Raw genomic sequence first — 19,071 nt, forward strand, 5'->3', positions numbered from 1 at the left:
AAATTTCCTTAACATTTTATTTTTTTATTGACATAAACTGCAAAAGATGTTATTTTAATTGTATGCAATTAAATTTTATAAAATTTATTTAGGAGGACAAATTATGAGTATTTATGATTTTACATGTAAAAATATTAGAGGTGAAGAAGTGTCTTTAGAAAATTATAAAGGAAAGGTATTGCTCATTGCTAACACAGCAAGCAAATGTGGCTTAACACCACAATATGAAGGTTTAGAATACCTCTATAAAACATATCAAGAAAAAGGTCTTGAAATACTTGGCTTCCCTTGTAATCAATTTGGAAATCAAGAACCTGGTAGCAATGACGACATAGAATCTTTTTGTGCCTTGAATTATGGTGTTTCTTTTACTATAATGGAGAAAGTAGATGTAAATGGAGATGAAGCTCATCCCCTTTTTGTTTATTTGAAAAAGGAAGCACCTGGCCTTTTAAGTAAATCGATAAAATGGAATTTCACAAAATTTCTCATAGACAGAAATGGAAAAGTTATTCATCGTTATGCGCCAACTACATCTCCTGAAAAGATTACTGACGATATAGAAAAGTTATTATAGGAGTTTATATGGATAATTATGATGCTTTAAAATTAGATAATCAGCTTTGTTTTGCAATATATGCAGCCTCTAAGGAAATAACAAAAGTATATACACCCTATTTAAAAGAACTTGGGCTTACCTATACCCAATATATTACAATGTTAGTCATATGGGAGCATGAGAAAATCTCAGTAAAAGAACTGGGCATCAAACTGTTATTAGACTCTGGTACGTTAACGCCTCTTTTAAAAAAATTAGAAAAAATGCATTTGGTTACTAAACAAAGAGATGTCACTGATGAAAGAAGTGTCATTATTACTTTAACAGAATATGGCCTTCGATTAAAAGATAAGGCTGTTGACATACCTTATAAATTATTTTGTCGCACTGAACTATCTATTGAAGAAATTAATTATTTAAAAAGTACTTTATACAATTTAATTAGCAAAAAAAAAGAAGAAAGTATATGAAATATCATACACTTTCTTCTTTACTATGATCTTATCTAATAGTTGGTTCTAATATATAAATGTGATTATTTGCACCTACTGAACTTACAACTGTAAATTCAATTGTTCTCACATTATAAAGTTCTATATCCTCTAATACTAAGAATTCCCCTGGCTCTAAAACCTTTTGGTAAAGAACAGTATCTTTATCATAATCTCTAATACGAAAACTTGTTCTATGAGGGTCTGGATTCCCAATTACCCCTGAAAAATAAGTATATCCACCATCTAAAGTAAATCTAATATCCCTACTAGCTGAGTTTATGCCTCTAATTTCAATGCCATACTCAAATTGCTTTTCTTCCTTTATAATATCGCCTACTTGAAATCTTAAAGAATATTGATCTACTATTTTATTAGCGGACGATGACCCTCTCATCTGAAAATCTATTAGATTTTTACTTTTCACTCGAGCGCCTAATATGACAGAATTGGTTTCTCCATCCCAATCCACTGGTAAATTAATGGCTTCTGCCACTGCTCTAACTGGTAAATAAGTAGATCCGTTGATTATAACAGGTGCTATATCTTTTCCACTTTGATCTCTTGGTTGAAATACGTGGCCATTGATCAAAATCTTAATGTCTTTTCTTAAAGTTGCATTAATTGTCTCAAATACATTACTAGCATTTACAAATAATGTGAATGCAAAGAATATAATTGTTATTGTACTTAATACCCCTATTTTTTTCATTGACTTCATTGTTTTCTCCTCACCTATTTAAATATTTTTTAAACCATAATATTTATATTACCTAATATTACGAATTATGCATTATATTTAAGATAGATGCACCTAAAACACCTGCTTCATCGCCTAACTCTGCTACTCTTATATCGGTTTTAAAGTATTTAATGCCTCCATAAATTTTTTTAGATATTCTTTCTTTAAGAGGTTCTATCAATTTATCTCTTTGATTGGATATTCCTCCACTAATTACAATAACTTCAGGTTGAAATATATTGATTATATTTGCCATTCCAATAGACAAATACTCTATGTATTGTTTGATGACTTTTTTTCCTATTTCATCCCCTAATTCTGCTGCATCAAATGGTGTCTTACCATTTATTTTATTAAGGTCATTCTCAACCAATTTATTAATCATTGAGTGTGGGAATTGCAAGGCCGCTTTTTTTGTATCCCTTATTAAAGCTGTTGCTGAAGAATAAGCTTCCCAACACCCTTTTCTTCCACAACTGCATTGTTCGCCTTTGGCTTCTATAACCATATGCCCTATTTCTCCTCCACCGTTAAAACTTCCAGTAATAAGCCTTCCATCAAGGATTATTCCTCCGCCTACACCTGTGCCTAAAGTAATGGCTACTAAATCTTTGTATTTTTTACCTGCACCATAGTGGTATTCACCAAAAGCTGCAACATTGGCATCATTCTCTATATATACAGGTACATTGAGATATTTTTGAAATGCCTCTCTAATAGGTGCATTATTAAAATTGAGATTACTTGAATAAATTATAGTTCCACTATTGGAGTCACATAAACCTGTACTCCCTATTCCTACAGATTGGATTTCATCTTTGGACAACCCTACTTCATTAATTAATGCCAAAGAAGTATCACCCATATCTTTGACTATATCCTTATAATCTCTTTTATTAAATGTAGGTATAGATTTTTTTATAAGAATCTTCCCCTCTTTTGTAATTGCAATTGCAATATTGGTCCCACCTAAATCAATTCCTATTGTATACATATAAACCACCTCATTTTTATTTATACGCAAAAGAGAATACCACCTATCCAGTATTCTCTTTCATTGAAACCTTCTTTAGCACAAGGAAAGGCCTTTTAAAAGGTTAGAATGGTTCTTAATGCTATTCTTTCATTTTCAACCATTTCTCTAACACCTCTACCTGGTTTCCATAATGAATCATATCTAAATATCATAAAGCCATCATAATTAATGTTCTCTCTACTCATCATAACCATTCTCTTTAACATTTCCAACTCCGTCGTCCACTCCAACTTTGCTGAACCCGCCCATTTATCTTCTATACCTATTTTATATGCAGATAGTCCAATATAAAGACGTACATTACTATTCTTCATAAAATGATTCCATTCTTTCACTTCTATTTCAAAAGGGTACTTACTGTGTTCAAAACCAAAATATATTTGTGGAACTATGTAATCGATATAACCCGGGGTATTCACCCATTTTTCAATATCTATATACAATTGATCATAATTTTTTTGAATATCATTTTGTGGGCTGATACCAAATGATATATTTGGATTAATCTCCTTTATAACTTTGTATACACCTCTTATAAGGGAATTGACATTTTCTCTTCTCCACTCACCTTGAGATAATGTACCACCTGCTGCTAAGTATTCTTGAAAATCATTATAATCATAAGATAAATCTATGCTTGGATAAAAGTAATCGTCAAAGTGAATACCATCCACATCATACTTTTTTATAATTTCTTTAATGCCTTCAACAATTAAATTCTGAGCATCCTTACTTCCTGGATTAAAAAAGATACCTTCTTTTATCTGTATGGCTCTGTTGCTTCCATCATTAAGCCATTTTAAACCTATATTGTTGTTAGACAAAGCACTTTTATTCGATCTAAGTCGATAAGGATTTAACCAAGCTTCAATTTTAAGCCCTTGGTTGTGTGCTTCTTTAACTAGAATACTTAATGGATCATAACCTGGGTCTTTACCTTCTTCACCAGTTATAATATGAGACCATGGAAAGTAACTAGAAGGATATATTGCATCTCCAAAAGGTCTTACTTGTACAATAACTGTATTCAACCCAAGGTCTTTTATATTTTTATACATCATTCTTACTTCTTGTGTAAAACCGTCCTTGCCATTAGATCTAAAAATGGGTTGTAAGTCTAAATAGCTAATCCAAACAGCTCTCATTTCATTATCTATATTAAATTCTCTTTTTTCATTTTCCGTATTATTAGAAATAGCACCTTTTTTATATAAAGAATCAATTAAAAACTCATTAGAATCTTTTCCCAACGTATAAAGGCTATTATAAGAGAATTTAACCATATAATCTCTTGTGAACCCATTTAACCCTTTAATACTATTCGCCTCTTCTACTGATACCATATGAATTGACTGAGCAAATTCTAATGAATCCTTCCAATAGAAATCCCCATCTCTATCACTATACCCTAATGCCCTAAGTAAAAAAGTGGTATATTCACTAGCAGAAATCATTTGCTGCGACCCATAATTTATATCAGAAATACCAACTGTTAATCCTTCATTATATAGAAAACCAATATAGGGATCAGCCCATTGTGGTACATCTTTAAAAGGATGAGCTTTAATATTACTAAAAGCTTCGCTTTCAGCCCCTAGTAGCCTAACCAACATTGCAGCAGCTTCTGCACGAGTTGAATTTCTTGTTAATTCAAATCCATTATTCGTTCCCCAAAAAAGTCCTAAGTTTTTAAGTGATTCTGCATAGTTAACATACCTGCCTATTTCAGCACTATGAGTGAATTCTATGTTAATCGCGAACAAAACCAAACTCATCATCACTAAAAACATTTTTCTAACTAAAATGATTCCTTTTTCCACTTTATCACTCCTATGTATGTACTTACTAAGTTGTCCATTTCTTACCTCTTAATGATACACTGTATTTCTCTATAAATAAATAGGTTTTCTATTACATTATGGTTACATTTAAAAACTCTACTTTCTCTCTATTACTTTGATTAACTTTACCCCTTCTCTAAAGCCACCTCTTTCTTTTGCTTTTTTAAATCTAATTTCTTCCAGTTCTTTTATATCTATGTTTTTAAAATGTAAAATACCGTGAATTACTTCTAAAATATCCGCCAATTCTTCTAATTCTTCTGATTCAATATATTCTTCCACTTCTTCTCTAAGTTTTTCATTGAGCAATTGGTTTAATTCTTCTCCTTTAACCACACTAATGAAACACTGTTTACTGCTATTTTCAATAACCTTTGGAATATCATCTCTTACCAGTTTATTATATGTTTTTTCTGTCATTTAGCTTCTCCTTTATTATTGATAGCCTTAACTTTGATTTCTAGTGCTACTATACCTTATAATACTAAACAACCAAACCAAATGCACGCCTATGGCCATTAAAACAGTACTAAAATCATTGAATTTTATAATCCTTACCACCCAATAAAAGGGAGATACAGCAGCAATTATAGCAAACCATTTATTGTTGAGAATATCTGCTAGGGCTAATATATTAAACATACTAAACCCCTTAGAGTAAGTTAGGCCTTTTACTTTGTTATCTGCAAGAGAAAATAATAATAATCCCATAATAATAGAATTAATGGATGTTAACAAAGCAATAAAAAGCAATAGACCTTGGCTTATGTCGTAAATATTTAATATGTAGTAAGCAATAAATGTATATAGAAAACATCCTACCACAGGTAATAAAAGTCTATTTACCATATAGTTAAAATACCCTACAGGTGTTATGGAAATGAGTTCATATATTCTAGCATCTTTTTCATCTATCATTAAAAACCCTGCAACTGTTCCTAATGTCATAGGCGCCATTAAAAAGCTTAAGCCTAAAATATAAACATAATAATCATATAAATCAACACCTAAATCTAAAAATAAAGGCTCTCCAAAACTAATAATAAGTTTAAATATTATGTATATAAACAAAGGCATTATCATAAATAAAATCAGCATTGGCTCTCTTACTATCATTTTCATATCTGCTTTAAAAGAGGTACTCTTCATCACTGACTTTCACCTCTAATCATTAATTTTTCAATCCAATTTAACGCTATTATCGTAAAAAACATTAGAACAATACTATTGCCTACTAATTCTAAAGGAGCAATTCCTTGATAAGCACCATATACAAGTTTTAAGCCTGATACACTTGGAAATATATTAAAAACGATACCATATGGATGACTTATTAATAAAGAAAAACAAGGTACTGCAATTAAAAGCATTCCTGGTATCATCTTTATAAAATATTCGTTTATCGTTTTAGACCTTAATCCCACCCCAAAGCCTAGTAGCGTACAAAAGGCAGAGGATAAAAATACACCTAGAAATAATAATATCCAGTTTACACTCCCTCTATAGGTAACAGCTGTAATCATAAATCCAGCTAACACAGCGAGAATAGACAATGATATTACCTTCCCTAAAATATACTCTTTTAATCTAAGGGGGGTAACTGCCAGATACTGTAGAATCCCCTGCCCTTTTTCCAACATTATAATACCTCCAATAAAGAAAAACCCTACGATGGATGGGTCTGAAAATACAATTAAAGGTATTAGAATCTTTCTTATCTCTTCAGGAATAGCACTAAGAATAACCATATAAACTATAGTTAATACAATATATACACCGTAAAATCCTTGTTTAACTTGAAACTTGATATCAGCTTTCAAAGCATTGGCGACTCTCATTTAAGCTCCCTCCCAGTTAATTTAATAAAAATATCTTCTAAGGTAGCTTCTTGAGTATGTATTCTTCTAATGTCTTTATTATTTATAATGTCCATAAATTCTATGTTGTTTTTAATTTTATCTAATGAAAATTCTCTAGAAATTTCATTATCTTCATCATAATAATCTATTTTTAAAGTTTGAGTCCCATGCCTTATCATTAATTCTTTTGGAGTATCTATTGTAGGGATTTTTCCATCTACTATAAAAGCAACTTTGTCACATAATTGCTCTGCTACATTCATATTATGGGTGGTTAAGAAAATTGTTTTACCTTTATTCTTTAAGTCTAAAATGATGTCTTTAATTATTTTTCCGTTAATAGGATCAAGACCTGATGTTGGTTCATCAAAAAAGAAAATTTCTGGGTTATGCATTATTGAACGGATAAAATTAAGACGCATCTTCATCCCTTTTGAAAAACCCTCAACTTTTTTATCTTTATCTTTTAACAATCCTACTGTATCTAGCAATGCTTCGATATTAGTTGATTGGTTCTTATAATAAGAACCTATTAAATCTAAATTTTCTTTTGCTGTTAATTTTATATACAGGTTAGGAAAGTCAAAAGCTACACCAATGTTCTCAAAAAAATCCTTACCCCAATGACTTCTTTCCTTTCCCATAATTTCCACATTACCCTTATACCCTCTAAGCAAACCAATAATAATTCTTTGGGTAGTGGTTTTACCTGCACCACTAGGACCTAAAAATCCAAATATTTCGCCTTTTTGAATATTAAAATCAATGCCTTGTATTGCCTTTTTATTACTTTTCTCATAATTAAATTCTAGTCCAGATACATTAATCATTAAATTTCTCCTTCTATTCCTGTATCTATTAAGTATATCATTTGCAATATATTCAGTCAATTTTAGAATTTTCCTATAAAGCAAAAAAGGGCTATACCCTTTTTAAGTGTTAACTATTAACAGCACTTGCCAAATGCTCTATATTATCATGTAAAATCAAACTTGCTTTACCCTCTTTATCTAAAGATGGTAATCCACTATTAGATGCTTTAGATACCATTTTTGTAATAAATCGATCAAAAAACCCTAATTTTTTCGTATTGATCTCTCCACCAAAAACTTTTTTATCTTTTGCCACTTCAATTAGCTCTTTAGGATAAGCATTTTCCAATTGTTTGTATGCATTCTCTCCTGTTTGCATACAACATATAAAGAGTGCAATTTTTTTACTTTTTAATACTTCTAGATTTTGACTACAAAATGTCTTAATTTCCTTTTGAATGTTTCCCATATATATAGACCCACCGATTATTACTGTATCGTACTTTCCTAAATCTATACCACTCATTTTCTGAATATTGCAAACATCCGTAGGATCCTTTAATGCCCCTAATAATTTATCAACACATTTTTCTGCACTTCCATACTTAGTTCCATATACAATTAAATTCATAACCCTCATCTCCTTAATTTCTCATTATAGATTCAATAATAGGTATTATAGCTTTTTTATTCGTCCAGTCTACAGGACGACTGTAAGAAGCCAACATCCCTTTCTCATCATTAGTTAAATCCTCTTCTCTTTTTCTTTTTAACTTTATTTTTAATAATGCCATCATAAATTTATCAATCCTATTTAACTTATTAAAATTGAATGCCCCTCTTAAATGAAAAAATTCCACTCTTTCTTTCATTTCATTTGTAAAATTACCATTTATTATATCATTAACTGCTTCTGGATGAGCAGGTGATGCCCCCACTGATACAACAATAACTTTTTTATTTTTAATTGTGCTATACTTTTTCTTAATTTTAGAAAACCCTAGAATCCCCACTGCGTATAATGGCCCTACAAAGACAATTGTATTATACTTTATGAGTTGATCTGTACTTATATCTGTCACCTCATATACTTCACAATTAACTTCTTCTGAAATCCACTGGGCATATTTTTTTGAACTACCATACTTTGTTTTATATAAAATGACTGTTTTTTCTTTCACACTACGCCCTCCTATTAAATTATTTGGTCAGTGCATTTTCAATTGCTTTTAAATAAGCATTACTTGTTACCGTAGCTCCAGTTATCCCGTCAATATTAATACTTTGTTCCTCTAGTATCTTTTGTGTAAGCTCTTTAGTAACATCCGAGCGTTTAAAAGTTACATCTTTAATCCAATTTACATTCTGTATCCTTTTATTCTCTATAATGACTTCAACCTCATTAGAAAATCTACCACTTTCATACTCACCATAATATATGCCATCAGCCATATCAGTTATATCAACATTGTTGATTACTAATTGATCTGCTTCTGATAAGTCCCTGGATAAGTAAGCAATTCCCCCTACGCCTATTAAGATTAATACTAAAAATCCAATTAAAATACATTTTAAAACTTTCATTTTTTTACTCCTTTCTATATGATTCTCCCATTTTAAAAATTCTTGTCATTAACTTGTCTATACCACTACACATCCCGTTAATTTCTTCTTCTGATAAATGTTTAAATAAGTCCTTAATAAATAAAGTATCTTCTTGTTGACTCTCTTCCCAAAAAACATTGCTTTTTTGAGTTAATTTTAGTCTAAGTGCTCTTTTATCTTTTTTATCTTTTTCAATATTAAGAAAACCTTTTTTCTCAAGTTTTAAAGCTATTTGCTTAATATTCTGATGGGTACTACTTAGCATCACAGCAACCTCACTTAGTGTTGGCGATTCGTTTCCGAACTGAGAAATTGCAACGATTAATAACCATTGTCTTGTGGTCATATCTCGACTAAGTAAATACTGATCCCCTAATGCTTGTAATTTGTTGGATAAGAAAAATATACTTCCAAAAATAAATTTTTGTCTATCCTCTATTGTTAACTCATTCATTTTTTCACCTCAATACGTAATGTATTACCTTTATATATGTAATATATTACATATTTGTTTTTTTGTCAACTTTTTTATAAAACAAATATCACTATTGCTTATTTTTAATCTACAAAACAAACGTCAGTCCATATTGAACTGACGTTGGCAAATCTAATATATTATAGTTACTGTTTTTAATTATTCTCAATAAAATAATCCAAACTTTTAAAAGTATACCCGTCATCTTTCCATTTTGTTAAAAGGTCATCTAATATTTCTGCGTTTGTCTTAGAAGTGCTGTGCAATAATATCATTGCTCCTGGATGGGACCTTGGTAATAGTTTTGAAAAGGCCAGCTCTTTAGACGGCTGATTATTATTTTCCCAATCCACATAGGCTAAACTCCAAAACATTGTATAATAACCTAATTCTTTTGCGTGTTTTAAGTTGCTCTCATTGTATTTACCTGCTGGTGGTCTGTAGTATTTTGGCATATCTTCACCAATTAATTCTTTATACAAGTTTTCAATGCCCTCTAATTCTTTTTTAAAGCCTTCTATACTTGTAATTTGAGTCATATCAGGATGTTTTGTTGTATGATTGCCTACTATATGTCCTTCTTCAACCATTCTCTTTACCAGATCTGGGTTCTCTTCTAAGTAATGGCCTACTAAAAAGAAAGCCGCAGGAACACTATGTTTTTTTAAAACATCAAGTAAAGTGCTCGTGTACCCATTCTCATATCCAGCATCAAAAGTCAAATATAGTACTTTATCTTCTGGGTTACCAACATAGTAGGCATTATATTTTTTAAGATATTCTTTATCTGAATTGCCTGTTGGTTGTTGACCGTTTGCACCATATCCTAAACCCCAACTATTATTACTATTGTTAACACTAGCAGGTACCGTTTCATTTTGATTTATTAATAATGGGATTGTGGTTAGAATAAGAATAATAGCAAGAATAACCATGATTACTTCACTGATATCAACCTTTTTTTTAGACATAAAACACCTCAGAAACCTAATTAGTATATATTATTGTAAAATAAATACTTTTATGCTATTTGATTTTTATGGTAAAATATATACTAATATTACTTTAATCTTTTACCATAATAATATTAACAATAATATTTTATATAATTATAACAAAAGATAACCTATTGTATTTATAGGCTCTATGGAGGATGATTTTATGGCTAAAACAAAAGTTTTTCTTGCAGGCGATTCTACTGTTGCCTATAACGACATTTCTACATACCCTCAAACGGGTTGGGGTCAAGTATTACAAATGTACCTTAAAGATAATGTTCAAGTAGTTAACTATGCAAAAAATGGTAGAAGTAGTAAAAGCTTTATACATGAAGGGTTATTAGATGAAATAGAAAATGAAATAAGTGAAAATGATTTCTTATTGATTCAATTTGGTCATAACGATCAAAAAGAAGAAGAGCATAGGCGTACTGAACCTTTTACAACTTATCAATATTACTTATCACAGTATATCGATGTTGCTATTAATCATAATGCTTATCCTATTTTTATTACACCATTATATAGACGTCATTTTGATGATAAGGGTAATATAAAGGATAAAGTACATTTAGATTTTCCAGATGCCATGGAAGCTTTAGCAAAAGACTTTGGTGTCCCTATTATTGATTTATGTAATAAAAGCAAAAATTTATTTGAATTAATAGGAGATGCTGAATCAAGAAAACTATTTATGCATTTAAAAAAGGGTACGTATAAAAACTACCCAGAAGGTAAAGAGGATGATACCCATTTAAATTATGAAGGAGCTATTACAGTTGCAGGTTTAATTGTTGATGGGTTAAAAGCATTAGGTGAAAGATATCTAGAACTTGTTAAATATTAGTTTATAAATAGCGTAATAGACTTTAATCTAATACGCTACTTTTATACTATTTTTTAATATTTCCGTTTTGATTATGACTGCAATAGACTGTGTCATGTCCTTCGTCATCTGTACACCAAGATTGGGATTGAAAAGCTAAAAATATGCCAACCCACCTTCGTTGTTCTTCAAAATGAATTAATAACCCTCCATCTTGCCAAATACCATTATCCTTGCGCCACGGCTCAACACTGCCTTGATTCATATGAATATTATGTATTCCATTACTGGGTAAAAACTTAAAATATTCATCTGGTCTATCTATGGGCCCCCATCTTTCGCCAAATGCGTATAAAATCCCTTTTCTTTTAATTGCTTCATTTAGAACTTGAGATAATTTTTCATTTAAATCATTATCAGGACCAGGTTCTATATTAGGTAATGGTTTCATTAAAGATGGTGTAAAAAGTCTTCCCCTAACATAGTCAAGGGCAAATTTCCTGTTTTCTTGGTTGATCTCTGTATACCCAAAAGGCAACTGTGGCAAAGAAGATATATGGGGAGATGTAAAATTATCCTCTACATAATATAATACTTCAGAAGGAAAACCATATGATTTAATATTAATAGAAGTGCGAAAGTATTTTTCATTTCCCTTTAAGTTTAATGCACATATTTCTAAATGCCTCTCATCTTTACCTAGTTTTATAGGCTCTAATGGTACTCCTTTAAAAACGCCATAGTTTATAGGCATATATCAATCAACTCCCTCATCTATTAAGCAAATTACATCTTTATTGTACTCATCTAATATATTACGCTTATTTTGATAAATTTATAATAATAAATGTATCATAAAATCTATTATCTTTTCAATAAAAATTCAAAGTGACATCAAAGAAAAGTTTGATGTCACTTTTATCAATTTCTTATAATTTAATTATTGTTGCTACATTAGTTTCTGCTTCCCAATCAACAAAATATCCTAAATATGTCTCAAAATCTCTAACCTTTACATAGGCTCTTCCATCTACTATAAATCCTTCCATGTAAATCTTATGGCCATTTCTTGCAACATAAGGTTTTCTTAATTCTTCATCCCAATCAACGTATTCATCAAATGTCTCTGCAACTTTACGTAAAGGTAAATAAGATCTATGATCTTTCAAAATAACATTTACTTGATCTTGTTGGAATTCATTATTTTTATTTAATATATATTCTCCTGTATCTAGACTTACATACATAACAGTAATATCATTAACGCCAATAATATCCATAAGATTTTCCATAACGTCTATAAAGTCTAAAATACCTTCTGTTGGAATCTCTAAATCTAATGAATCAATTTTTTTAGTAGTTTGAGTTATATCTAGATTAAAGCTAAGGTTTTCTCCTTCAGCATTAATATCTACAAAAAGATTAATCACTTCTTTAAAAATATCCTTTTCTAGTTTTTCTAATGAAAATTCTAGCTTACTATTACCTAATAACTCAATTGCCATAGATTCAATCTCTGTAAATTCTGTTAAAGCTGCTATATATTCTTTTTCATTCTCCTTAACATCATTAATTACAAATCCTAAACCATTTATAACAGTTTCTTTATCAAAGCCAAATAATGCTTTAGCTTCTTCGTCTTGGAAACTATCAACAAAATCTGTTAGTTTTATCCCTATGGTTTCTATATTAGTAATTGAATACTTAATAAAGGAATAGGCTATAGGAATAAATTCCTCCGCATTAATACTAATAGTGTATTTGCCATTTTCTTCAGTAATATAATCAAATACATACTCTGAATAAGCTTCTATTATGCCTTCATATAATTCAATTGTCTTTTGTTGTAAGCTTAAAGTATCTATTTGATAATTTAATTCAGATATTTCAGGAACCACCATTGAATACTGCTCAATTAATTCCCCTTGAGAAAGTCTTAGATACTTAACACCTTCTGGGATAAAAGTTATTAATTCATTTAACTCTTGTATGTTAAATGCTTTAATAAACTCAACTAAGTCATCAAACTTAAAATACATAACATCATGTTTATTAATTATTTGGATCAAGCTTTGCTTTTGATCATTGACCTTGTTTTTTAATAGTAATTCAGTAACCATGGATTCATTCTGCAAGTCAGACTTAACATTTACTATCAAAGAGAACTCTTTTAGTAAATAATGTACCGTTTTAAAGAATTCCTCTTGAAAAATTTCATTAGGCACATCTTTAAATTCAAAAGATATCTCTGCTTCGCTCTCAACAATATTGTTTGTCTGTAATTCAAGTACTTCTTTTGTTAAATTATAGTAACCAATTGCAGCTGTATTATTGCAACCAGCTAACAATAACATCATCGAAACTATAATTAATAGTGATATTAACCCTCTTTTTTTCATTTAAACCCTCCATTTTTTAAAAAATATTATACATCCTTACTATTATACCCATAATTTGGTACATCTACAATATCTAGAAATTATATTTTGACTATTTCTATTTTATACCAGTATTCTATGTTATTTGTAATAGTAATTCTTCCATTCCTACCTGGATAAAATTAGGATTAATAACGCCTACTATATTTTTTTCTTTTAATTTCTCAATCATTCCTGGGCCAATTTGACTTGCTATCACATAAGAGCAATCACTAATTAGTTCCATAGTGTCTTCCATGGTTCCTTTAGGATGAACTAAATTACTACAAGCTGGTTGATTCATCCTAACATCAACAAGTATAAATTCTTTATCTACTATTTCAAATATTAAAAATTGTGGCGTTCGACCAAAGTGAGCATTAATAACTTTTCCATCAGTACTTGCAATTGCAATTTTCATTGTTTTTTCTTCCTTTCTTCCAAACATGTAAAAAAGGCGCTGGAATTCCCTGCGCCTTTGCATTCTAAAAATATTATACCATATTTTTAGTAAGTCTTATATTATTTTTATAAATAAAATGATATATTATTATTGAACACATTTGGTAATATTATTAAATATAAACTAATAAGGTGATATCTATGGCAAAAACATATTTTCAAAAAGCATATAAATTCGATGATAAAAAGGAAGCTTTCGTTATAGAAGTCTCTCTAGATGATTATAATGATGTTTATGATGATTGGGACCCTAGTCCTTTTAAAAAGAGAGATATAGAAGATGAATTTAATGAATTTATTGTTAATTCTTCTGAAGATATTCCTTTTAAATATAGTATAATGTTAAATCTTTATATTCCCGAAGGGAAAAAAAACACAGACAAAGAAACTGCTTTAGTAGCAGCTTATAAAAACTTTTATAGCTATGCTTTAAGTCGGTTAAATAAATCTAAATCCAACTTAAATAGAAAAAACTTTTTATATTTAGTTTTGTCTGTTTTCTTTCTAACGGGAGGCTTTTTCTTTCGTGAAGTTAATTTGTTCTTTAAAATACTTCAAGAGGGTATATTTATAGGTGGATGGGTTTTTTTATGGGAGTTCTTTACTAACGTATTTATTTCTAAAAGAGAATTACAAAAAGAGTATAAATTATACAAACGATTATATCATTCAGATATTCGCTTTATTTATTATTAACTAAAAAGAAGCTCTACTTAACTAAGAGCTTCTTTTACACTTCATTTAGCATTATAATAAATTGATTTACAATTTGAGGATCAAATTGTGTTCCAGCATTCTTTAGTAATTCATTAATCGCTTTATCTTTTGTCATTGCTTTTCTATATGTACGATCATTTGTCATTGCTTCATAGGCATCTACTACTGTAATAATCCTTGATAATAATGGTATTTCTTCACCCTTTAGTCCTCTAGGATAACCTTTCCCATCATATCTTTCATGGTGACAAAGAATATATTCTGCAACACAATCTAATTCTGATGACGCTTTTGCTATATGATAACCTATTTCACTATGTCTTTTTATTTCTTCCCATTCATCCATAGAAAGTTTTTCTTTTTTATTTAATAAATCCTTGTTAATTGCAATTTTTCCTATGTCATGCACCTTGCTTAACAACTCTAATTTCTCTTTGTCTAAAGGGGGTAATTCCAAATAATTAATAAAACTTTTTGTAATTTCATTAATATTTTTAGTGTGCTTTTTTTCTATTGGATTGGCTTTATCAAATTGATTTCTTATAGATTTAATAATCATATTTTTAAAACGTTTGCTATTTGTTAATTTTTCTTTGTACATTTTATCTTCGGCAATTTTTATTACCTGCATCATATCATCATTTTCTTTTTCTTTTGTAGCAAATCCGAAAGAAATGGAAATGACTTTTGTACTTTTCTTTGTTTTTTCACTTTCTTCTACTAACGTATTATAAATCTGTCGTGCTTCTTTTTTTTCCGTTTTAGGTAGTAATACAATAAACTCATCACCACCCCAACGAGAAATAATATCTTTTTCTCTACAATTGTCTTTGATTAAGCCAGCTGCAGATTTTAATAACCTATCGCCTTCGATATGACCAAAAACATCATTGGTTAACTTTAACCCATTAACATCTCCTATTATAATAGATAATGGATATTGATCTTCATTATCTAACTCTTTTAACTTAGCTTCAAAATACCTTCTATTGTAAAGTCCTGTAAGGGCATCATTAAAACTTAAAAACTCAATTCTTTTGTTTTGTTCTTTTTGAGAACTTATATCTCTAAAAATAAAAACGATACCTTTATTATTATTATTTTGATCTTGTATTGGAGAAACATTCAGTGCAATAGACATTTTTTTACATTTCTTTGATATTAACATAGTATCATCAAGGACATAACTACCTTCTTGAAGTTGTAACGCTTTAAATACCATATCCTCAGTATTTTCATTAGTAATCGTTAATATTTCACTAATTTTTTTACCAATTGCATCTTTCTCATCCCAGCAACAAAATTCTTCCGCCCTTTCATTCATCATTGTTACGTTGCCTCTTAAATCAGTAGAAATAACGCCATCACCAATTGATTTTAAAGTAATTCTTATATGTTCTTTTTCATTATGTAAAGCTTCTTCCAATTTTTTTCTCTCTGTAATATCCTGAGATGACCCTACTAAATAAATAATTTTATTATTTGAGTACACTGGGGTTAAAGTGGTATACCATGTGTTTTTGCCTTTTGAAAAATCGAAAGTTTCCTCATAAGAATAAACATTGTTAAATTGAATACATTTTTTATAGTTTGAAACTATTTCATTACCAATTTCATCTCCAAATAATTCTCTCGGTGTTTTACCCCGAATAATTTCATTAGATACACTTGTATATTCTTCATGCTTTATATTATTTCTTATGTATCTAAATGTGTTATCATCTATTACCTCTACTAAAAACATAGCATCTTGAGTCCCATTAAACACCTTTTCATACTCTTTTGCTAATTTTATAAGTTTCTCATCCGATTTAACTCTAGTTGTAACATCTCTTGCAGATGCATAAATATTATTTCCAAAAGGTTTAGCACGCCATTCCAAATATTTGTATTTGCCATCTTTACAACAATACCTATTAATAAAATTAACCACTTCTTTTTGCTCTGACAATTCTTTGGCCATTTGAATGGTGATTTCTAAATCATCTGGATGCACAAAACTTAAATAACTTCTATCCTTTAACTCTTCAATAGAATATCCTAAAATATTTTCCCAAGATTTATTAAGTTTAATAAATTGACTATTGAAGTCAGCAATACATAATAAATCAAGATTAACTGAAAAAAATCTTTCTAATTCTCTTAATTGAATCATTTCCTTGGATAAATCATACAAAATTGTCATAAAATAATGTTTTTCATGAGAACTAACTTTTACCTTGTACCATTTATCTTCTTGTCCAAAAAATTCTTCAAACTCTATACTTTTACTGGTTAAAGCTACTGCTCCATAGATTTTAATCCAATCGTGAGGTATGTTTTTAAATACCTCTGTTGCTTTCTTACCAATAATATTTTCTTTACTAATGCCAATAATCTTTTCATAGTATTTATTAATATCAAGAAATATAAAATCGATTGGTTCATTATTCTCATCACATATAATCTTATGATAGGCATAACCAATAGGCGCAAAGTCCAAGTTATTCGACAATACTTTTTCCATGGGATCACTTCCTTTATGATACCTATCTATTTAAAAAGGTATATAGTAATTTTAACAGCATTGGCTCAGATTTTGAAGCTTTTTTTATTATTTTGTAAATATATTTTATTATTGAATATTTAAACCCTTTAAATTACAAAAACTCGAACAAAGTTCGAGTTTTCTATAATTAACAGATTTATATTCTCATATGGTTTTTATTCTTATCTCTAAAAGCCAAATATGCTACTGCTGTTATTGGAATTGCAAATACCAATCCTATGCTCCCAGCAAAAGCCCTAATAATTTCTGATGCAATTTGATCGCTATTTATAAACTGAGTAATGGTTAACCCATATGTATAAAACACAAGAATTAAATTAATTGAACTGCCTACATATGCTAGAATTAGTGTATTCGTCATGGTTCCTAGGATATCTTTTCCAATTCTCATTCCTGATAAAAATAAGTTCAAGTTCGTTGATCTTTTATTTGCTTGATGTATTTCATCCATTGCAGATGAAATAGACATACATATATCCATAACCCCACCTAAAGTACCAATAATAATACCTGCATATAGTAAATCTCTAAAATTATAGTTTGCTGAATTGGGTATATAAGCTAACATTTCAACATTTTCATCCCCTATACCTTGTATTTTGGTTAGATATCCAAAAACATATGTAAGTATTATAGCAACACTAATGCCTCCAAGAGTGCCTATTATTGCTGCATAAGTTTTACCTTTAAAATCACCAATAATTATTAAAGTTAAAATGGCAGAAATACCACAAACTAGTAATGCTGATAAAATTGGATTTACACCATTAATAATCATGGGAAAGAAACCAATGAATACTAAACCAAGGGTTATTCCAAGAGATATAATAGCAGAAAATCCTTTTTTCCCACCAATTATAATCACTAATGAAATAAATCCTATGACCAAATAAAGTAAGTAACTATCCCTAGAATAGGAATAAATTCTTGCATTATCGAAATTAGATTCATTACCATTAGCCCATACAATTACTTTATCTCCTTCTTCTAAAATCAAATGATGTAGCGTTGCAAGATTAATAGAATGATTAATAAGTATTTCCATACTGCTATACTCTTTATCCGTTAATGTAACTAAGACTTTTTGATATCTAAAGTAATTATTGGTATCTGTATGGTCATCTAAAATTTCTATAACTGTTCCTTGAATAAATATACTTTGATTGTTTTCCGTACCATAGGCTTGGAACGTCATTATACCCCACAAAAAAATAAATAGAAATAAATATCTCCTGATTTTCTTCACACCTTCCTCTTACATAGGTAATCATACCTATATTCTAATTTAAAGAAAGTTTAGTTTGTCCTAATACGTATAGTTCTTTAAATTATATTAAGTGTAGGAGATTATTATTCTATTTATTTTGCTTAATGAGCTACTAAAGCTGTATCATTTCTTACAACACTTTGAAGTTCTTTTAAAATTTCTTCCATAGCAACACAACTACTATTATGACAGCGAACAACTGGAATATTTTTCTTTTTTGCCTCTTTTAATGCAATATGTACCATATTATGGGATACTGCATTTGTAAACAATATAATGCCATCTGGACTCCCAATCATTTTATTAAAGCCTTTTGGCATCTGTGTATAAACTTTTGCCTTATGACCATATTTAGAGGCTATACCCTTATATTCCTTATGCATTCTATCATGCCCACCTACAATTACTATACTCAT

At 29.5% G+C, this 19,071-nt stretch carries 22 protein-coding genes; 4 read left to right on the forward strand and 18 right to left on the reverse strand.

Features of this window, described 5'->3' with window-relative positions; genetic code table 11:
• Positions 1 to 103 precede the first annotated feature (103 nt).
• Together EDC18_RS05175 and EDC18_RS05180 are read left to right on the forward strand one after the other, a co-directional pair.
• Complete coding sequence (locus tag EDC18_RS05175) at positions 104 to 577, forward strand: glutathione peroxidase (RefSeq protein WP_132250996.1); 474 nt, start codon at positions 104 to 106, stop codon at positions 575 to 577.
• 8 nt (positions 578 to 585) lie between these two features.
• Complete coding sequence (locus EDC18_RS05180; RefSeq protein WP_132250998.1) at positions 586 to 1,029, forward strand: MarR family winged helix-turn-helix transcriptional regulator; 444 nt, start codon at positions 586 to 588, stop codon at positions 1,027 to 1,029.
• Positions 1,030 to 1,060: 31 nt separating this feature from the next.
• Here the strand turns inward: EDC18_RS05180 and EDC18_RS05185 are convergent, their stop codons facing one another.
• The 12 genes from EDC18_RS05185 to pdaA all read right to left on the reverse strand — a co-directional run bounded on the left by EDC18_RS05185 (position 1,061) and on the right by pdaA (position 10,391).
• Positions 1,061 to 1,771 (reverse strand): stalk domain-containing protein, encoded by a 711-nt coding sequence (locus tag EDC18_RS05185; RefSeq protein ID WP_132251000.1) that lies wholly within the window; start codon positions 1,769 to 1,771, stop codon positions 1,061 to 1,063.
• A gap of 58 nt (positions 1,772 to 1,829) precedes the next feature.
• Entirely contained in the window at positions 1,830 to 2,786 is a 957-nt protein-coding gene (locus tag EDC18_RS05190; RefSeq protein ID WP_132251002.1) for an ROK family protein, read from the reverse strand.
• Positions 2,787 to 2,881: 95 nt separating this feature from the next.
• On the reverse strand, positions 2,882 to 4,648 hold the full coding sequence (locus EDC18_RS05195) for a glycoside hydrolase family 10-like protein (protein ID WP_132251004.1): 1,767 nt from the start codon (positions 4,646 to 4,648) through the stop codon (positions 2,882 to 2,884).
• Between the two features lie 117 nt (positions 4,649 to 4,765).
• Complete coding sequence (locus EDC18_RS05200; protein ID WP_132251006.1) at positions 4,766 to 5,089, reverse strand: nucleoside triphosphate pyrophosphohydrolase; 324 nt, start codon at positions 5,087 to 5,089, stop codon at positions 4,766 to 4,768.
• Positions 5,090 to 5,116: 27 nt separating this feature from the next.
• Positions 5,117 to 5,818 (reverse strand): Rv2686c family ABC transporter permease subunit, encoded by a 702-nt coding sequence (locus EDC18_RS05205; protein ID WP_132251008.1) that lies wholly within the window; start codon positions 5,816 to 5,818, stop codon positions 5,117 to 5,119.
• Positions 5,818 to 6,507, reverse strand: a complete 690-nt coding sequence (locus tag EDC18_RS05210; protein ID WP_132251010.1) for a fluoroquinolone export ABC transporter permease subunit — start codon at positions 6,505 to 6,507, stop codon at positions 5,818 to 5,820. The genes EDC18_RS05205 and EDC18_RS05210 overlap by 1 nt, the downstream gene beginning before the upstream one ends.
• Positions 6,504 to 7,358: an ABC transporter ATP-binding protein gene (locus EDC18_RS05215; RefSeq protein WP_132251012.1), complete on the reverse strand. Its 855-nt coding sequence runs from the start codon at positions 7,356 to 7,358 to the stop codon at positions 6,504 to 6,506. The genes EDC18_RS05210 and EDC18_RS05215 overlap by 4 nt, the downstream gene beginning before the upstream one ends.
• Before the next feature lie 109 nt (positions 7,359 to 7,467).
• Positions 7,468 to 7,971, reverse strand: a complete 504-nt coding sequence (locus EDC18_RS05220) for a flavodoxin domain-containing protein (RefSeq protein ID WP_165878484.1) — start codon at positions 7,969 to 7,971, stop codon at positions 7,468 to 7,470.
• Between the two features lie 13 nt (positions 7,972 to 7,984).
• Entirely contained in the window at positions 7,985 to 8,521 is a 537-nt protein-coding gene (locus EDC18_RS05225) for a flavodoxin domain-containing protein (RefSeq protein WP_132251016.1), read from the reverse strand.
• A gap of 19 nt (positions 8,522 to 8,540) precedes the next feature.
• The gene (locus EDC18_RS05230) at positions 8,541 to 8,924 is read right to left on the reverse strand and encodes an FMN-binding protein (protein WP_132251018.1); all 384 of its coding nucleotides are present in this window, start codon (positions 8,922 to 8,924) and stop codon (positions 8,541 to 8,543) included.
• Positions 8,925 to 8,928: 4 nt separating this feature from the next.
• Positions 8,929 to 9,399: a MarR family winged helix-turn-helix transcriptional regulator gene (locus tag EDC18_RS05235; RefSeq protein ID WP_132251020.1), complete on the reverse strand. Its 471-nt coding sequence runs from the start codon at positions 9,397 to 9,399 to the stop codon at positions 8,929 to 8,931.
• 176 nt (positions 9,400 to 9,575) lie between these two features.
• Positions 9,576 to 10,391: a delta-lactam-biosynthetic de-N-acetylase gene (gene pdaA, locus EDC18_RS05240; RefSeq protein WP_132251022.1), complete on the reverse strand. Its 816-nt coding sequence runs from the start codon at positions 10,389 to 10,391 to the stop codon at positions 9,576 to 9,578.
• A gap of 190 nt (positions 10,392 to 10,581) precedes the next feature.
• Between pdaA and EDC18_RS05245 the strand changes: the two genes are divergently transcribed.
• Positions 10,582 to 11,265, forward strand: a complete 684-nt coding sequence (locus tag EDC18_RS05245; RefSeq protein WP_132251024.1) for a rhamnogalacturonan acetylesterase — start codon at positions 10,582 to 10,584, stop codon at positions 11,263 to 11,265.
• A gap of 46 nt (positions 11,266 to 11,311) precedes the next feature.
• Here the strand turns inward: EDC18_RS05245 and EDC18_RS05250 are convergent, their stop codons facing one another.
• The 3 genes from EDC18_RS05250 to EDC18_RS05260 all read right to left on the reverse strand — a co-directional run bounded on the left by EDC18_RS05250 (position 11,312) and on the right by EDC18_RS05260 (position 14,082).
• A complete protein-coding gene (locus EDC18_RS05250) occupies positions 11,312 to 11,998 on the reverse strand; it encodes a YukJ family protein (protein ID WP_132251026.1) in 687 nt (228 codons plus the stop codon).
• Positions 11,999 to 12,173: 175 nt separating this feature from the next.
• Entirely contained in the window at positions 12,174 to 13,643 is a 1,470-nt protein-coding gene (locus EDC18_RS05255) for a stalk domain-containing protein (protein ID WP_132251028.1), read from the reverse strand.
• Positions 13,644 to 13,758: 115 nt separating this feature from the next.
• Positions 13,759 to 14,082 (reverse strand): NifB/NifX family molybdenum-iron cluster-binding protein, encoded by a 324-nt coding sequence (locus EDC18_RS05260; RefSeq protein WP_165878485.1) that lies wholly within the window; start codon positions 14,080 to 14,082, stop codon positions 13,759 to 13,761.
• 182 nt (positions 14,083 to 14,264) lie between these two features.
• Between EDC18_RS05260 and EDC18_RS05265 the strand changes: the two genes are divergently transcribed.
• On the forward strand, positions 14,265 to 14,819 hold the full coding sequence (locus EDC18_RS05265; RefSeq protein WP_132251032.1) for a hypothetical protein: 555 nt from the start codon (positions 14,265 to 14,267) through the stop codon (positions 14,817 to 14,819).
• Between the two features lie 34 nt (positions 14,820 to 14,853).
• Here the strand turns inward: EDC18_RS05265 and EDC18_RS05270 are convergent, their stop codons facing one another.
• The 3 genes from EDC18_RS05270 to EDC18_RS05280 form a co-directional block, all read right to left on the reverse strand.
• The gene (locus EDC18_RS05270; RefSeq protein ID WP_132251034.1) at positions 14,854 to 17,346 is read right to left on the reverse strand and encodes a PAS domain S-box protein; all 2,493 of its coding nucleotides are present in this window, start codon (positions 17,344 to 17,346) and stop codon (positions 14,854 to 14,856) included.
• A 178-nt stretch (positions 17,347 to 17,524) separates the two neighbouring features.
• Complete coding sequence (locus tag EDC18_RS05275; protein ID WP_132251036.1) at positions 17,525 to 18,634, reverse strand: YibE/F family protein; 1,110 nt, start codon at positions 18,632 to 18,634, stop codon at positions 17,525 to 17,527.
• 122 nt (positions 18,635 to 18,756) lie between these two features.
• Positions 18,757 to 19,071, reverse strand: coding sequence for a DUF2325 domain-containing protein (locus EDC18_RS05280; protein WP_132251038.1), 315 nt, complete (start codon positions 19,069 to 19,071; stop codon positions 18,757 to 18,759).

This window comes from Natranaerovirga pectinivora (genome assembly GCF_004342165.1).
Classification (GTDB): domain Bacteria; phylum Bacillota; class Clostridia; order Lachnospirales; family DSM-24629; genus Natranaerovirga; species Natranaerovirga pectinivora.

Bases quoted from the DNA above. Each gene is read 5' to 3' on its own strand.
- EDC18_RS05175 (WP_132250996.1), top strand. From the start codon at position 104: ATGAGTATTTATGATTTTACATGTAAAAATATTAGAGGTGAAGAAGTG.
- EDC18_RS05180 (WP_132250998.1), top strand. From the start codon at position 586: ATGGATAATTATGATGCTTTAAAATTAGATAATCAGCTTTGTTTTGCA.
- EDC18_RS05185 (WP_132251000.1), bottom strand. From the start codon at position 1,771: ATGAAGTCAATGAAAAAAATAGGGGTATTAAGTACAATAACAATTATA.
- EDC18_RS05190 (WP_132251002.1), bottom strand. From the start codon at position 2,786: ATGTATACAATAGGAATTGATTTAGGTGGGACCAATATTGCAATTGCA.
- EDC18_RS05200 (WP_132251006.1), bottom strand. From the start codon at position 5,089: ATGACAGAAAAAACATATAATAAACTGGTAAGAGATGATATTCCAAAG.
- EDC18_RS05205 (WP_132251008.1), bottom strand. From the start codon at position 5,818: ATGAAGAGTACCTCTTTTAAAGCAGATATGAAAATGATAGTAAGAGAG.
- EDC18_RS05210 (WP_132251010.1), bottom strand. From the start codon at position 6,507: ATGAGAGTCGCCAATGCTTTGAAAGCTGATATCAAGTTTCAAGTTAAA.
- EDC18_RS05215 (WP_132251012.1), bottom strand. From the start codon at position 7,358: ATGATTAATGTATCTGGACTAGAATTTAATTATGAGAAAAGTAATAAA.
- EDC18_RS05220 (WP_165878484.1), bottom strand. From the start codon at position 7,971: ATGAATTTAATTGTATATGGAACTAAGTATGGAAGTGCAGAAAAATGT.
- EDC18_RS05230 (WP_132251018.1), bottom strand. From the start codon at position 8,924: ATGAAAGTTTTAAAATGTATTTTAATTGGATTTTTAGTATTAATCTTA.
- EDC18_RS05235 (WP_132251020.1), bottom strand. From the start codon at position 9,399: ATGAATGAGTTAACAATAGAGGATAGACAAAAATTTATTTTTGGAAGT.
- pdaA (WP_132251022.1), bottom strand. From the start codon at position 10,391: ATGTCTAAAAAAAAGGTTGATATCAGTGAAGTAATCATGGTTATTCTT.
- EDC18_RS05245 (WP_132251024.1), top strand. From the start codon at position 10,582: ATGGCTAAAACAAAAGTTTTTCTTGCAGGCGATTCTACTGTTGCCTAT.
- EDC18_RS05250 (WP_132251026.1), bottom strand. From the start codon at position 11,998: ATGCCTATAAACTATGGCGTTTTTAAAGGAGTACCATTAGAGCCTATA.
- EDC18_RS05255 (WP_132251028.1), bottom strand. From the start codon at position 13,643: ATGAAAAAAAGAGGGTTAATATCACTATTAATTATAGTTTCGATGATG.
- EDC18_RS05260 (WP_165878485.1), bottom strand. From the start codon at position 14,082: ATGAAAATTGCAATTGCAAGTACTGATGGAAAAGTTATTAATGCTCAC.
- EDC18_RS05265 (WP_132251032.1), top strand. From the start codon at position 14,265: ATGGCAAAAACATATTTTCAAAAAGCATATAAATTCGATGATAAAAAG.
- EDC18_RS05270 (WP_132251034.1), bottom strand. From the start codon at position 17,346: ATGGAAAAAGTATTGTCGAATAACTTGGACTTTGCGCCTATTGGTTAT.
- EDC18_RS05280 (WP_132251038.1), bottom strand. From the start codon at position 19,071: ATGAGTATAGTAATTGTAGGTGGGCATGATAGAATGCATAAGGAATAT.